Annotated in this window: 12 protein-coding genes; 5 read left to right on the top strand and 7 right to left on the bottom strand. The window is 65.0% G+C overall.

Going from position 1 to position 14,035, the window contains the following annotated elements:
* Positions 1 to 33: 33 nt before the first annotated feature.
* Positions 34 to 1,821: a glyoxylate carboligase gene (gene gcl, locus K6301_RS15435; protein WP_247218193.1), complete on the bottom strand. Its 1,788-nt coding sequence runs from the start codon at positions 1,819 to 1,821 to the stop codon at positions 34 to 36.
* Between the two features lie 162 nt (positions 1,822 to 1,983).
* On the opposite strand from gcl, the gene bhcR reads away from it, so the two are divergent.
* Positions 1,984 to 2,814: an HTH-type transcriptional regulator BhcR gene (gene bhcR / locus K6301_RS15430; RefSeq protein WP_247218191.1), complete on the top strand. Its 831-nt coding sequence runs from the start codon at positions 1,984 to 1,986 to the stop codon at positions 2,812 to 2,814.
* 174 nt (positions 2,815 to 2,988) lie between these two features.
* Here the strand turns inward: bhcR and guaD are convergent, their stop codons facing one another.
* On the bottom strand, positions 2,989 to 4,323 hold the full coding sequence (guaD, locus tag K6301_RS15425; RefSeq protein ID WP_247218188.1) for a guanine deaminase: 1,335 nt from the start codon (positions 4,321 to 4,323) through the stop codon (positions 2,989 to 2,991).
* Entirely contained in the window at positions 4,320 to 5,561 is a 1,242-nt protein-coding gene (locus K6301_RS15420; protein ID WP_247218186.1) for a urate hydroxylase PuuD, read from the bottom strand. The genes guaD and K6301_RS15420 overlap by 4 nt, the downstream gene beginning before the upstream one ends.
* Before the next feature lie 141 nt (positions 5,562 to 5,702).
* Here K6301_RS15420 and K6301_RS15415 point away from each other — a divergent pair, with 141 nt between their 5' ends.
* Genes K6301_RS15415 through K6301_RS15405 form a run of 3 tightly spaced genes read left to right on the top strand, consistent with a single transcriptional unit; the run spans position 5,703 to position 7,367 of the window.
* Positions 5,703 to 6,650 (top strand): LysR family transcriptional regulator, encoded by a 948-nt coding sequence (locus K6301_RS15415; protein ID WP_247218184.1) that lies wholly within the window; start codon positions 5,703 to 5,705, stop codon positions 6,648 to 6,650.
* Positions 6,651 to 6,699: 49 nt separating this feature from the next.
* Positions 6,700 to 6,939: a type II toxin-antitoxin system Phd/YefM family antitoxin gene (locus K6301_RS15410; RefSeq protein ID WP_247218182.1), complete on the top strand. Its 240-nt coding sequence runs from the start codon at positions 6,700 to 6,702 to the stop codon at positions 6,937 to 6,939.
* Positions 6,828 to 7,367, top strand: coding sequence for a type II toxin-antitoxin system VapC family toxin (locus K6301_RS15405; RefSeq protein WP_247218180.1), 540 nt, complete (start codon positions 6,828 to 6,830; stop codon positions 7,365 to 7,367). Before K6301_RS15410 ends, K6301_RS15405 begins: the two co-directional genes overlap by 112 nt.
* Here K6301_RS15405 and xdhC read toward each other — a convergent pair.
* The 4 genes from xdhC to uraH are packed head-to-tail and all read right to left on the bottom strand — an operon-like array spanning position 7,336 to position 12,417.
* Positions 7,336 to 8,199: a xanthine dehydrogenase accessory protein XdhC gene (gene xdhC / locus K6301_RS15400; protein ID WP_247218177.1), complete on the bottom strand. Its 864-nt coding sequence runs from the start codon at positions 8,197 to 8,199 to the stop codon at positions 7,336 to 7,338. The genes K6301_RS15405 and xdhC overlap by 32 nt on opposite strands.
* Positions 8,200 to 8,203: 4 nt before the next feature.
* Positions 8,204 to 10,558 (bottom strand): xanthine dehydrogenase molybdopterin binding subunit, encoded by a 2,355-nt coding sequence (xdhB, locus tag K6301_RS15395; protein WP_247218175.1) that lies wholly within the window; start codon positions 10,556 to 10,558, stop codon positions 8,204 to 8,206.
* Positions 10,559 to 10,562: 4 nt separating this feature from the next.
* Positions 10,563 to 12,047, bottom strand: a complete 1,485-nt coding sequence (gene xdhA / locus K6301_RS15390) for a xanthine dehydrogenase small subunit (RefSeq protein ID WP_247218173.1) — start codon at positions 12,045 to 12,047, stop codon at positions 10,563 to 10,565.
* A gap of 4 nt (positions 12,048 to 12,051) precedes the next feature.
* Positions 12,052 to 12,417: a hydroxyisourate hydrolase gene (gene uraH, locus K6301_RS15385; protein ID WP_134650496.1), complete on the bottom strand. Its 366-nt coding sequence runs from the start codon at positions 12,415 to 12,417 to the stop codon at positions 12,052 to 12,054.
* 156 nt (positions 12,418 to 12,573) lie between these two features.
* On the opposite strand from uraH, the gene puuE reads away from it, so the two are divergent.
* The gene (gene puuE / locus K6301_RS15380; RefSeq protein WP_247218170.1) at positions 12,574 to 13,992 is read left to right on the top strand and encodes an allantoinase PuuE; all 1,419 of its coding nucleotides are present in this window, start codon (positions 12,574 to 12,576) and stop codon (positions 13,990 to 13,992) included.
* Positions 13,993 to 14,035: the final 43 nt, after the last annotated feature.

Here is a 14,035-nt window from a genome sequence, read left to right as displayed (position 1 = left end):
GTCATCGTCTCCCGAATTCAGTCCGACCCACACTTAATCCAGCAGGGCCGCAAGTGTCGCCGTCGGCGCATCCTCGCCGCGTTCAGCGAGTTCCTCGAACTCCACCACGGCGTCGATGTCGGCGCCCATGGCGATGTTGGTGACGCGCTCGAGGATGAACTCGATGACGACGGGCACCTGATGCTCCTTCATCAACCGCTGCGCTGTGGCGAAGGCTTCCTGGAATTCGTTCGGGCTGCGCACCCGGAGCGCCTTGCAGCCGAGGCCTTCGGCGACCGCGACATGGTCGACCCCGTAGCCGGCTTCCGAATCGGCCGTGGCGTTGATGTTGTCGAAGGCGAGCGACACTTCGAAATCCATGTTGAAGCCGCGCTGGGCCTGACGGATCAGCCCGAGATAGGAATTGTTCACGACCACATGCAGATAGGGCAGCCTGTGCTGTGCGCCGACGGCCAGTTCCTCGATCAGGAACTGGAAATCATAGTCTCCCGACAGCGCGACGATGGGGCGGTCGGGATCGGCCGCACGCACGCCGAGTGCTGCCGGCAGCGTCCAGCCGAGCGGGCCGGCCTGGCCGCAGTTGATCCAGTTGCGCGGCTTGTAGACATGCAGGAACTGCGCGCCGGCGATCTGGGAAAGACCGATGGTCGAGACGTAGCAGGTGTCGCGGTCGAAAGCCTTGTTCATCTCCTCGTAGACGCGCTGCGGCTTGAGCGGGGTCTGGTTGAAATGGGTCTTGCGCAGCATGGTGCGCTTGCGCTCACGGCATTCCTCGCCCCAGGCGGACCAGTCGCGCAGCTTGCCCGCGACCTTCCATTCGGTGGCAACGTCGAGCAGGACCTTCAACGCCGCGCCCGCATCCGACACGATGCCGAAATCCGGCGTGAAGACGCGGCCGATCTGGGTCGGCTCGATATCGACATGCACGAATGTCCGGCCTTCCGTATAGGTGGCGATGTTGCCGGTGTGGCGGTTGGCCCAGCGGTTGCCGATGCCGAGCACGAAGTCCGAGGCGAGCAGCGTCGCATTGCCGTAGCGATGCGAGGTCTGGAGGCCGCACATGCCGGCCATCAGGCGGTGATCGTCCGGGATGACGCCCCAGCCCATCAGGGTCGGGATGACGGGAACGCCGACGATTTCGGCGAATTCCACCAGCAGGTCCGAGGCATCCGCATTGATGATGCCGCCGCCGGCCACGATCAGCGGCCGCTCGGCCGCGTTCAGCATGGCGAGCGCCTTTTCCGCCTGGGCGCGGGTCGCAGCCGGCTTGTAGGGCTCGAGCGGCGCATAGGCGTCGATGTCGAATTCGATTTCGGCAAGCTGCACGTCGATCGGCAGGTCGATCAGGACCGGGCCGGGACGGCCAGAGCGCATGGTGTGGAACGCCTTCTGGAAGACATAGGGAACAAGGCCCGGCTCCATGACCGTGACGGCCCATTTGGTGACGGGGGCCGCGATCTTGGCGATATCCACCGCCTGGAAATCCTCCTTGTCGAGGCGCGCGCGCGGCGCCTGCCCGGTGATGCAGAGGATCGGGATCGAATCGGCGGATGCCGAATAGAGGCCCGTGATCATGTCGGTGCCGGCCGGGCCGGACGTGCCGATGCACAGGCCGATATTGCCGGCGCGCGCCCTCGTATAGCCCTCCGCCATGTGGCTTGCGCCCTCGACGTGCCGCGCCAGGATATGCCGCACGGAGCCCCGCGCCTTCAGCGCCGCGTAGAAGGGATTGATCGCGGCACCCGGAACGCCGAAGGCGCAATCGACGCCTTCCTTTTCCAGAACCAGCACCGCTGCATCGACAGCACGCATTTTCGCCATGGGATTTCCTCCGTCTCTGATGACAAAGGTACCGCATCCGCCGATCCGCGCAATCATAAAATGGAAATCAATCTCACTATATGGAAATAAACATTTTCAACGAATCTGGAACAATCGATCCGGGGCAGCTATGTCATGACGGCGGTGACAGGAGAAAAGCGCATGGCAGAGCATCAGGAAAAAACGCGGGGACGCCCTGGTCGCAAGCCGGCGGCGGATTCGGCACCCTCCTCCGTGCAGGTGCTGGACAGGAGCCTGAAGCTGCTCGACCTCGTGGCGCAGGCGGACGGCGCCGGCCTCAGCGACCTTGCCGACCAGTCCGGCATGGCGCCATCGACCGTGCACCGGCTTTTGACCTCGCTTGCCCAGCACGGCATGGTCGCGCATGACGTGGAGACGGGCGCCTGGACGATCGGCGTGAAGGCCTTCGAGATCGGCACCGCCTATCTGCGCTTCCGCAAGCTCGGCACGATCAGCCGGCCCTTCCTGAAACAGCTGATGGAAGGTTTTGGCGAGACGGCCAACATCGCCATCGAGGACGACGGCGACGTGGTCTTCATCTCGCAGGTGGAAAGCCACGCGCCGATGCGCGCCTTCTTCCGCCCCGGCCGGCGCGGGCCGATCCATGCCTCGGGCATCGGCAAAGCGATCCTCTCGACCTGGCCAGATACCCGCATCGAGGCGCTGCTCTCCGGCCGCACGTTGCAGCATTTCACGGAAAAGACCCGCGACACGATCCCGACGCTCTTGGAGGACATCGCGGCGATCCGCGCGCGCGGCTGGTCGATCGACGACGAAGAGCACACGCTCGGCATGCGCTGCGTGGCCGCGCCGATCTTCGACGAATATGGCGAGGCCGTCGCCGGCATCTCCGTCTCCGGCCCGGCCGTGCGCCTGCCCGACAGCAAGATCGACGCCTTCGGCCCGGTCGTGCGGGCAGCCGCGGAGGGATTGACGAAGGCGATGGGCGGGCGGGTGACAAAACCGGAATAGCGACCGCGCCGTCACATCATGAATTGAAAGGTTACTCCAGCCTCCTTCTCCCCATGGGGAGAAGGACATTGTATCTATGCCTTGCTCAATATGCAGGGAAACCGGGGCGGCATCGTTCCTTCGCCCCGCCTGCGTGGAGAAGGTGGCCGGCACGCCGGATGAGGCGCGGCCGCGTCAAGCCGTTTCCAGCACCGTTTGCCTCACAGCCCCAGCCGTGCCCTTCATCGGGCGGCCCGCGACATAGACCTGCGCCACGCAGCGGTCGTCGCCCATGGTCTGGAGAATGAACAGTTCCTCGGCGAGCGATTTCGCCGTGCGCATGCGGTATTCCATCGCCGACTTGGCGTGGGAATCGAGCACGACGATATCGGCCTCGGTGCCGGCGTCGAGAGTGCCGATCTCCTTTTCCAGTCCGAGTGCACGGGCATTGCCCAGCGTCATGCGGTAGAAGGAGTTGAACGGCGTCAGCTTCTGGCCGTTGAGATGCAGCACCTTGTAGGCCTCGTCCATCGTTTCCAACATGGAGAAGCTGGTGCCGGCGCCTACATCGGTCGCCACCGACCAGCGGGCGCCCGCCTTGTCGAAGCGGTCGCGGTCGAACAGTCCCGAACCGAGGAAGAGGTTCGACGTGGGGCAGAACACCGCGACGCTGCGGGTTTCCGCGAGAACGCCGATCTCCCGGTCGCTGAGGTGAATGCAATGGCCAAGCAGCATGCGTTCGTTGAGCAGGCCGTAGCGCGCATAGATGTCCGTATAGTCCTTCGCATCCGGATAGAGCGAGGTGGCGAACGCGATCTCGTCGTGATTTTCCGAAAGATGGGTCTGGACGTAGCAGGTCGGGTTTTCGGCGACGAGCGCCTGGCTCATCAGCATCTGCTCCGGCGTCGAGGTGATGGCGAAGCGCGGGCTGATCGCATACCGCGCGCGGCCGCGGCCATGCCATTTCCCAATCAGCGCCGCGGTCTCGTCATAGCCCCGCTGCGGTGTGTCGCGCAGCGCATCCGGGGCGTTGCGGTCCATCATCACCTTGCCGCCGATCATGCGCATGCCCCGCGCCTCGGCGGCCGTGAAGTAGGCGTCGACGCTTTCGGGATGCACCGAGCAATAGGCAACAGCCGTCGTCGTGCCGTTCGACAAAAGCTCGTCCATGAAGCGATCCGCCACCGCGCCCGCATGGGCGGCCTCGGCGAATTTCTGCTCCTCGACGAAGATATAGGTGTTCAGCCATTCGAGAAGCTGCGCGCCATAGGACGCAATCGCCTGCGTCTGCGGGAAATGCAGATGCGTGTCGATCAGCCCCGGCAGGACCAGGTTCGGCCGGTGATCGCAAATCTCGACATCGGCGCCGGCGCGCAGGCGCACATCCGCATGGTCGCCCGTCTCGACGATCCGTCCATCGCGCACCAGAACGGCACCGTCCTCGAAATAGCGGTACGAGGCTGTATCGTCGATGCCCTGCGGTTCGGCCACGAAGCTCAGCACGCGGCCACGAATGAGACGTTCGGTCATTGGGTCTTCTCCCCGTTCACGGCGCTTTCATACCAGGCGACGAAGAGGCGGCGCTCCTCGTCGGAGACCTGGGTCACATTGGCGGGCGGCATGGCATGCGAGCGGCCGGCCTGCAGGTAGATCTCGCGGGCATGGGCGGCGATCTCGCCGTCGGTTTCCAGCACCACGCCCTTGGGCGGCGCGACCATGCCCTCCCAGCCCGGCTCCTTGGCATGGCACATGGCGCAGCGACCGAGCACGGTATCGCGCACTTTCGGGAAGGCTTCCGCCGTCACGAAGGGCTGCTGGGCGGCCGAAACCCTGGCGTCCCCGGCCGCGCCCGTCAGAACCTTCGGCACCGTGGAGAGCCACATGATGGCGACGAAGAGAAGCGCGGTGACCAGCCAGGTCCAGGTCGGGTTGCCGGTGTTGGCATGGCGGGTGTTGAAATAGTGGCGGATGGTGACGCCCATCAGGAAGACCAGCGAGGCGATGATCCAGTTGAATTCCGTGCCGAAGGCCAGCGGATAGTGGTTCGACAGCATCAGGAAGAGCACGGGCAGCGTCAGGTAGTTGTTGTGCGTGGAACGCTGCTTGGCGATCTTGCCGTATTTCGGATCGGGCGTGCGGCCGGCGATGAGGTCGGCGACGACGATCTTCTGGTTGGGGATGATGATGAAGAACACGTTGGCCGACATGATGGTGGCCGTGAAGGCACCGAGATGCAGCAGGGCGGCGCGGCCGGTGAAAAGCTGCGTGTAGCCCCAAGCCACGAAGACGAGGATGAAATAGAGCGCCACCATCAGCCGCGTGTTGTCGTTGCCGAAGGGCGACTTGCAGATGAGGTCGTAGAGGATCCAGCCGAGCGCCAGTGAACCGAGAGAAATGGCGATGGCCACGGGCTTGGAAACGTCGAGCACGTTCGGATCGATCAGATAGAGGTCCGCCCCGGCATAATAGACCAGACAGAGCATGCCGAAGCCCGAAAGCCAGGTGACGTAGCTCTCCCATTTGAACCAGACGAGGTGCTCGGGCATGTTGGCCGGTGCCACCAGGTATTTCTGGATGTGGTAGAAGCCGCCGCCATGCACCTGCCACTCCTCGCCATGCGCGCCCGGCGGCAGCGCGGGATGCTTCTTCAGGCCGAGATCGAGCGCGACGAAGTAGAACGACGAGCCGATCCAGGCGATGGCGGTGATGACATGCAGCCAGCGGACGGCGAACATCAGCCAGTCCCAGGCGATGGCGTATTCGTACATGGGGGGCCTCCTCCCGATCTTCACCGACTTGTGTGCCATCAAGTGATTTTCGCGGAAATCCCGGGAAGTCCCGAACACTTTCAAAAAAATCTATAAGATGGACGGCTCTTTGCTCTGCACGCCGATGTGGTAGAAAGACGCATGTCCTATCTCGATAATGTGCGCGTCTTCGTTCGCGTGGTCGAACTCGGTACGCTCTCGGCGGCAGGGCGCGACCAGCGCGTCACCCCGGCCGTCGCCAGCAATCGCATCAAGGAATTGGAGCGCCATCTCGGCGTGCGGCTGTTCAACCGCACGACGCGCAAGCTCTCGCCCACCGAGCACGGCCGCGTCTTCTACGACGGTGCGGTCAAGATCATCGAGGCGGTGAACGAGGCCGAAGGCGCCATCGCCGACCTGTCGCGCAACCCCAAGGGCTCGCTGAGGATCACCGCGCCGCTCGGCATCGGTCGGCGGCTCATCGCATCGGGCATTCCCGAATTCCACGACAAGTATCCCGATATCGAGGTGCGCCTGCGCCTGTCCGACCACAATGTCGATATCCTTGCCGAAGGCGTCGATATCGCCTTCAAGCTCGGCGTGCTCGAGGATTCCAACCTGCGCATGCGCGGCATCCTCAAATGCGAGCGGGTGCTGTGCGCCGCGCCCGAATACCTCGAGCGTCGCGGCACGCCCGCCAACGCGGATGCGCTGATTTCCGACAAGCACGACTGTCTTCTGCTACGCTATCCCGGCTCGAAGGAGTATTACTGGACGCTGGTGACGGCGGAGGGTCCGCGCAAGTTCGAGGTGGCCGGGCCCTATGACAGCGACGACGGCGACGTGCTGACGCAATGGGCGCTGGAGGGCCGCGGCATCATCAACAAGCCGCTGTTCGAGGTGAAGGCGCATCTTACGGAAGGCCGCCTGGTGGAGATCCTCAAGGACGCCCCGCCCGCCTCCGCCCAGCTCGCCGCCATCTATCCGCACAAGCGCTTCCAGGACCCCAAGGTCCGCCTGATGATCGACTTCATGGCCGAACGCTGTCAGCGCCTGATCGGCAAACTGCTCGGCGAGGAGCCGGCCGTTGAATCGGACATCGAAAAGTAGTATATTCCCGATAAATATACTAATGGAGAGATCGATGGATTTTGCCTCCATGACGAGCGCCGACTTCAACCAGAATCCGAGCAAGGCGAAGAAGGTGGCGAATGACGGGCCGCTCGTCATCACCGAGCATGGTGAAGCGCGTTATGTCCTGGTTCGCTACAGCGATTTCAGGGATCATTGGCGCAGGCCCAAAAGCCTGTACGACGCATTGAACCACGCGGATTCGAGTTTCGACGACGATTTCACGCCCGAACGGGTGACGTTCGAAGGTCGGGATGTCGCGTTCTGACGGCGTTCCTGCTCGATACGAATGTCCTATCTGCCTCCCGCAGGCCGCAGCGGCAGGCGGATGAGTTCCAGGCGTTTCTCCGCACCTTCGACGTCGACACGGCCTATATTTCGACCGTCACGATCATGGAGATCGAGTTCGGCATCCAGCGGGTGCGCCTTCAGAACCCGCCATTCGCCGACGACCTGTTGTCGTGGCTGACGACGATCGTCCTGCCGGAATTCTCCGGAAGGATCATCCCTTTTGACACGCGCGAAGCGTCACTTGCCGGCCGGCTGACGACGCCGCACAGACAACCGACCGCCGATGCGATGATCGCGGCAACGGCACTTGCCCATCGCCTGGTCCTCGTCACGCGTAATGTGGCGGACTTCCAGACCTTCGGCGTGTCGTGCCTCAATCCCTGGCAAACCCGCTTGGAAGATTGATCGGCCGTAACGCCGGCTGCGCCCGCCACGCCAGCGCCGCCGTCAGGATTTCCGCGGCGGCGAGGGTGGCGATGACCGTCGGGCGCTTGTCCTTGATCGTGGTGCCGCCGATGGGGCAGACGAGGTTTTCGCTCAGCGCAGGGTTTCCGCTTTCGCGCGACAGCCAGTTGCGGAAGGTGGCGCGCTTGGTTTTCGACCCGATCATGCCGACATAGGCGGCATCGTGCCGCTTCAGCGCCTCGGCGGCGATCAGGAAATCCAGTGCGTGATCGTGGGTGAGGATGACGAAGCTGCTGCCGCCGGGCGCATCGCGCACCACGGCCTCGGGCATGGGCGTCAGGCAGGTTTCGATGCGCGGAACGGTCGATGCCTCCAGTGCATCCTCGCGGCTATCCACCAGCACGACGCGCAGCGGCGCGAGCGACAGCGCCATCGCCAGCGCATCGCCGACATGGCCGGCACCAAAGACATAGACATGCGGGCGTGACGCCATCTCGCTGTCGCTTTTCGCGATCAGCCGCGCTGCGATATCAGGCGTGACGGCTGCAAAGGACAGGCCGACGCGCCCACCGCAGCACTGGCCGATGTCAGGCCCGAGCGGCACGGACATCGGCTCGGCGGCAAGGCCCGAGCGTAGCGCCCGGCGAGCCTGATCGATCGCCATATATTCGAGCTGGCCGCCGCCGATCGTGGCGAAGATCGCCCGTTCCGACACCAGCATCCAGGCATCGGTATCGCGCGGGGTCGAGCCCGCGGCTCCCGTCACCTCGACGAGCACGGCGGCGGGCACGCGGCGCAGGAAATCGCGGATGTCTTCGCGCGCGCCGGTCATCGCCCTAGCCTCGCTTTTCGGCCCTGAGCCGCTCGATGGCCATCAGCACGCGCTCGGGCGTAGCGGGCGCATCGAGGCGCGGGCAGATCGCGTGGTCGGCGACACTCGCCACGGCATCCGACAACGCATGCAGCACGGAAAGGCCGTGCGGCAGCGGCGGCTCGCCGACAGCCTTGGAACGGTGGATCGTCGGCTCATAGGCCTCCGACCAGTCGGTCAGCGCGACGTTGAAGATCTTCGGGCGGTCGGAGGCGAGCGGGATCTTGTAGGTGGAGGGCGCATGCGTGCGAAGCCGGCCCTTGCCGTCCCACCACAGTTCTTCCGTCGTCAGCCAGCCCATGCCCTGGATGAAGCCACCTTCGACCTGGCCGATATCGATGATCCGGTTCAGCGACCGGCCCGCATCGTGCAGGATATCGGTGCGCTCGACGACATATTCGCCGGTCAGCGTATCGACGGAGACCTCCGAGCAGGCCGCGCCATAGGCATAATAATAGAAGGCGTGGCCGCGCCCCTTGGAGCGATCCCAGTGGATTTTCGGCGTCTTGTAGAAGCCGGCGGCCGAGAGCTGGACGCGGGCCACATAGGCCTTCCTCACGAGATCGTTGAAGGCCATTTCCGCATTGCCGATTCGCACCCGGTTGGGCAGGAACACCACCTGGTCACGCGGGACCTGATGGCTTTCGGCGGCGAAATCGATCAACCGGTTCTTGATCTGGCGTGCCGCGTCCTGTGCGGCCATGCCGTTCAAGTCCGCGCCCGAGGAGGCCGCGGTCGGCGAGGTGTTGGGCACCTTGGCCGTGGTGGTCGCCGTGATCTTCACCCGGTCGAGATCGATCTGGAACTCCTCTGCCACCACCTGCGCCACCTTCAGGTGCAGGCCCTGGCCCATCTCCGTGCCGCCATGGTTCATGTGCACGGAGCCGTCCGTATAGACATGCACCAGCGCGCCGGCCTGGTTGGATTCCGTCTTGGTGAAGGATATGCCGAACTTGACCGGCGTCAGCGCGATGCCGCGCTTGACGATGCGGCTCGTCGCGTTGAAATCGGCAATCGCCTTGCGGCGGCCGGCATAATCGGCGCTTTCCTCCAGCTCGGCGACGATGCGCTGGATGATGCAGTCCTCGACCTTCTGGTGATAGGGCGTGAGGTTGCGCTCCCCCTCCACCCCCATCGCGTCGTAGAAATTCAGCTTGCGGATATCCAGCGGGTCCTTGCCCACGGCAAACGCGATCTCGTCGATGACGCGCTCCGCGCCCACCATGCCCTGCGGGCCGCCGAAGCCGCGAAACGCGGTGTTGGAGACGGTGTTGGTGCGCAACAGCGCGGTCTTGGCATGCACATGCGGGAAGAAATAGGCGTTGTCGCAGTGAAACAGCGCGCGGTCGCCGACCGGGCCAGAGAGATCGGCCGAAAAGCCGGCCCTGAGCGCGAACGTGTAGTCGACGGCATGGATGCGGCCTTCGTCGTCGAAACCGATATCGTAGTCGATGGCGAAGTCATGCCGCTTGCCGGTCGCTACCATGTCCTCGTCGCGGTCGAGCCGGAGCTTTACCGCGCGGTTCAGGCGCTTGGCCGCGATGGCGGCGAGTGCTGCGCACTGGTTGGCCTGGGTCTCCTTGCCGCCGAAGCCGCCGCCCATGCGGCGCACCTCGATGGTGACGGCATGGCTCGGCACGCCCAGCGCATGGGCGACCATGTGCTGCGTCTCGCTCGGGCCCTGGGTCGAGCAGTAGACGAGCACCTCGTCGTCCTCGCCGGGCACGGCGAGCGACACCTGTCCCTCGAGGTAGAAATGATCCTGCCCGCCGAGCCGCATGCGGCCCTTGATGCGGCGCGGGGCGCTTTCGAGTGCGCTGGCCGCCTCGCCGCGCTTCAGCGTCAGCGGCGGGAAGACCTGCGGATGGGTCGCGGCATCGAGATCCCAGATGTCGATATCGGCAGGCATTTCCTCATAGTCGATTTTCGCGAGGCGCGCGGCGCGGCGGGCCTGTTCGCGCGTCTCGGCGATCACGCAGAAGATCGGCTGGCCATGGAACTGCACCTTGCCGGCGGCGAGCACGGGATCGTCATGCATGCCCGACGGCGAGATGTCGTTTTCACCGGGAATGTCCGCATGGGTCAGCACGTCGACGACGCCGGGCGCGGCACGCACCGCCGAAAGATCGATCGACCGGATCGCGCCATGCGCGACGGTGGAAAGGCCAAGCCCGGCATGCAGCGTGCCGGCGGGCTCGGTGATGTCGTCGATATAGACGGCGCTGCCGGCGACGTGCTTGTGCGCGGAATCGTGGCGCACGCTGGCATGAACGCCGCCGTCGATCTTCTCGGCCTTGAGGTCGGGGGTGTGCTTGTTCATGGCCTCACGCAGCCTCGTATCTGGACACCTGGGCGGGCGTCGCGGCGGATGTCGTTTCCAGGAAGAACCGCATCAGCAGGTTCCTTGCGACCAGCGCGCGGTACTCGGCGGTGGCGCGCATGTCGGTGAGCGGCTGGTAGTCCTCGGCATATGTCGCCATGGCCGCCTCCACGGTGGCCTCGTTCCACGGCTGGCCGGTCAGCGCCGTCTCCACGGCGAAGGCGCGCTTCGGCGTGGCCGCCATGCCGCCATAGGCGATGCAGATATCCTCGACCGTGCCATCGGCGGCAAGCGAAAGCCTGAACGCCCCGAGCGTGGCCGTGATGTCCTCGTCGCGCCGCTTGGTCACCTTGTAGACGGCAAACCGCTCCGCCGCCTTCGGCACGAGCACATGCACGGCCTCGACGAATTCGCCGGGCTGGCGGTCCTGTTTGCCATAGGCGATGAAGTAATCTTCAAGGCGGATGGTGCGCCGCTCGGCACCCCTGCGCAAGGTCAGCGTCGCGCCGAGCGCGATCAGCGCGGGCGGCGTGTCGCCGATCGGCGAGCCGTTGGCGATGTTGCCGCCGATCGTGCCCATATTGCGCACCTGCTGGCCGCCGATGCGCGCAATCAGCGGGCCGAGCGCGGGGATCTGCGCGGACAATGTCTCGAAGGCCTCGGTGTAGGTGACGCCGGCGCCGATCGACACCGTGCCGTCCTGCACCGCGATCGACTTGAGCTCGTCGAGCCCGGCAATGAACACGACGGGCGTGATGTCGCGCATCTGCTTCGTCACCCACAGGCCGACATCGGTGGAGCCGGCGACCACCGTCGCGGTGGGTTCGGCCGCCAGCAGGGCGGCAAAATCGTCAAGGTTTGCCGGCACCACGAAGCGGTTGCGGCCGGCGCCCATTTCGACGCGCGCGCCGTCCTTCAACGCCTTGAGCCGTTCGATCATCGCGGCGCGCTCGGCCAGCAGCGGATCCCTGTCCGTGTCGCCATAGCCGGAGATGGCGCGGGCGGCGCGCAGGATCGGCTCGTAGCCGGTGCAGCGACAGAGATTGCCTTGCAGCGCCGTCTCGATCTGCTGGTCGCTCGGGTTCGGCGCCTCCATCCATAGCGCATAGAGCGACATGACGAAGCCCGGCGTGCAGAAGCCGCATTGCGAACCGTGGTAATCCACCATGGCCTGCTGCACGGGATGCAGCGTGCCGTCGCGGGCGGCGACATGCTCCACCGTCACGACGTGACAGCCATCGAGCGAGCCCATGAAACGGATGCAGGCGTTGACGCCCTCGTAGACGAGGCCGCCCGAGGGGGTGAGCCGGCCCACCAGCACCGTGCAGGCGCCGCAATCGCCTTCCGCGCAGCCTTCCTTGGTGCCCTTGAGCAGGCGCGAGACGCGCAGCCAGTCGAGCAGCGTCTGGTCCGGCGCGACATCGCGCAGCGTCACATCCTGCCCGTTGAGGACGAAGCGCAGTTCGGAGCGGATCGTTGCGGCTGTCATGGCTCTAGCTCCCGCGATAGGTGGAATAGCTGAAAGGCGAAACGAGAAGAGGGACATGGTAATGTGCGTCCTCGTCGGCAAGCCCGAAGCGGATCGGGATGATGTCGAGGAACAGCGGCCCGTCTGCGCTGCGGCCGAGATAATCGCCGGCATGGAAGCGCAGTTCGTAGGTGCCGGCCTTCATCGTCTCGCCCGAAAGCAGCGGTGCATCGCAGCGCCCGTCGTCGTTGGTTTTCGTCGTGCCGATCAGCTGCAACGCGTCGCCGTCCACCCGATAGAGATCGATGCGCAGGCCCTCTGCCGGCCTGCCGCGCGCCGTGTCCAGAACATGGGTCGTGAGCCGGCCGGCTCCTTGGCGATGAGACTGCATGTTACCCTCCCGAACACAATGCGCCTGCATTCACTATCTGTCAGCCCCAATCCGCTGAAAAGCAGCGAGATCGTTCGAGACTTTCAAAATTTCCGGGGAAATTACGCGCGCGGTTTTCGGCTAGACATGCGCCATACCAACCTTGGAGGAGCGTTCATGCGATATTGCCGCGACATGCATGGCCATGGCGAGACCCCGCCGGCAGCGCAATGGCCCGATGATGCCCGCATCGCCGTGCAATTCGTGCTGAACTACGAGGAAGGCGGCGAAAACTGCGTGCTGCATGGCGATGCGGCCTCGGAAGCCTTCCTGTCGGAGATCGTCGGCGCGGCGCAATGGCCCGGCCAGCGCCACTGGAACATGGAATCGATCTACGAATACGGCGCGCGCGCCGGCTTCTGGCGCCTGCACCGGCTTTTGATCGAAAAGGCCGTGCCCGTCACGGTCTACGGCGTGGCAACCGCCCTGCAACGGTCGCCGGCCCAGGTCGCGGCCATGCTCGAGGCCGGCTGGGAAATCGCCTCGCACGGCCTGAAATGGGTCGAGCACAAGAACATGCCGGCCGACGAGGAGCGCCAGGCCATCGCCGAGGCGATCCGCCTGCATACGCTGGTCACCGGCGAGCGGCCGCGCGGCTGGTACACCGGCCGCTGTTCGGTCAACACGGTCGATCTCGTCGCGGAGGCCGGCGGCTTCGACTATATCTCCGACACCTATGCCGACGACCTGCCCTACTGGTATGAGCACGCCGGCCGCCAGCAGCTCATCATTCCCTATACACTCGACGCCAACGACATGCGGTTTGCCACGCCGCAGGGGTTCAACAGCGGCGACCAGTTCTTCAGCTATCTCAAGGACAGTTTTGACGCGCTTTATGCCGAGGGCGCAGCCGGCAGCCCGAAGATGATGTCGATCGGCCTGCATTGCCGGCTGATCGGTCGCCCCGGTCGCGTCATGGCGCTTGCCCGCTTCATCGACTATGTGCAGAGCCACGACAAGGTCTGGATCGCGCGGCGCGTCGATATCGCCGAGCACTGGGCGAGGACCCATCCGCCGCAGCCCGCGGCCGAGCGTCCGTCGCGCATGGACGAGGCGGCCTTCGTGGTGCGCTTCGGCGATATTTTCGAACATTCGCCGTGGATCGCGCGCCGCGCCTTTGCTGGCGAGCTTTCGCCGGCCAACGACACGGCCATCGGCCTTGCCGCAGCCCTCACCTTCCAGTTCCGTGCCGCCAGCGAGGAGGAACGGCTCGGCGTGCTCGTCGCGCATCCCGATCTCGCCGGCAAGCTGGCGCAGGCCAAGCGGCTGACGGCAAGCTCGACCGAGGAACAGGCCTCCGCCGGCCTGGATGCCCTGACCGACGCCGAGCGCGCGCGCTTCACCGCTCTCAACAGCGCCTATGTCGAGAAGTTCGGCTTCCCCTTCATCATCGCCGTGCGCGACAACACCAAGGCGAGCATTCTCGCCGCCTTCGAAACGCGCATCGCCAACGACCGCGACACCGAATTCGCCACCGCCTGCAAGCAGGTCGAGCGGATCGCGCTGCTGCGGTTGCAAGCCCTGCTGCCAGGCTGACAAAGGTCTGGTATCCATAGGGCGACGGGGCACCTCCCCACCC

This window comes from Shinella oryzae (assembly GCF_023038235.1).
Classification (GTDB): Bacteria; Pseudomonadota; Alphaproteobacteria; order Rhizobiales; family Rhizobiaceae; genus Shinella; species Shinella sumterensis.
Note: the sequence above shows the minus strand (reverse complement) of the source record. Positions and strands in the feature narration are given on the sequence as shown.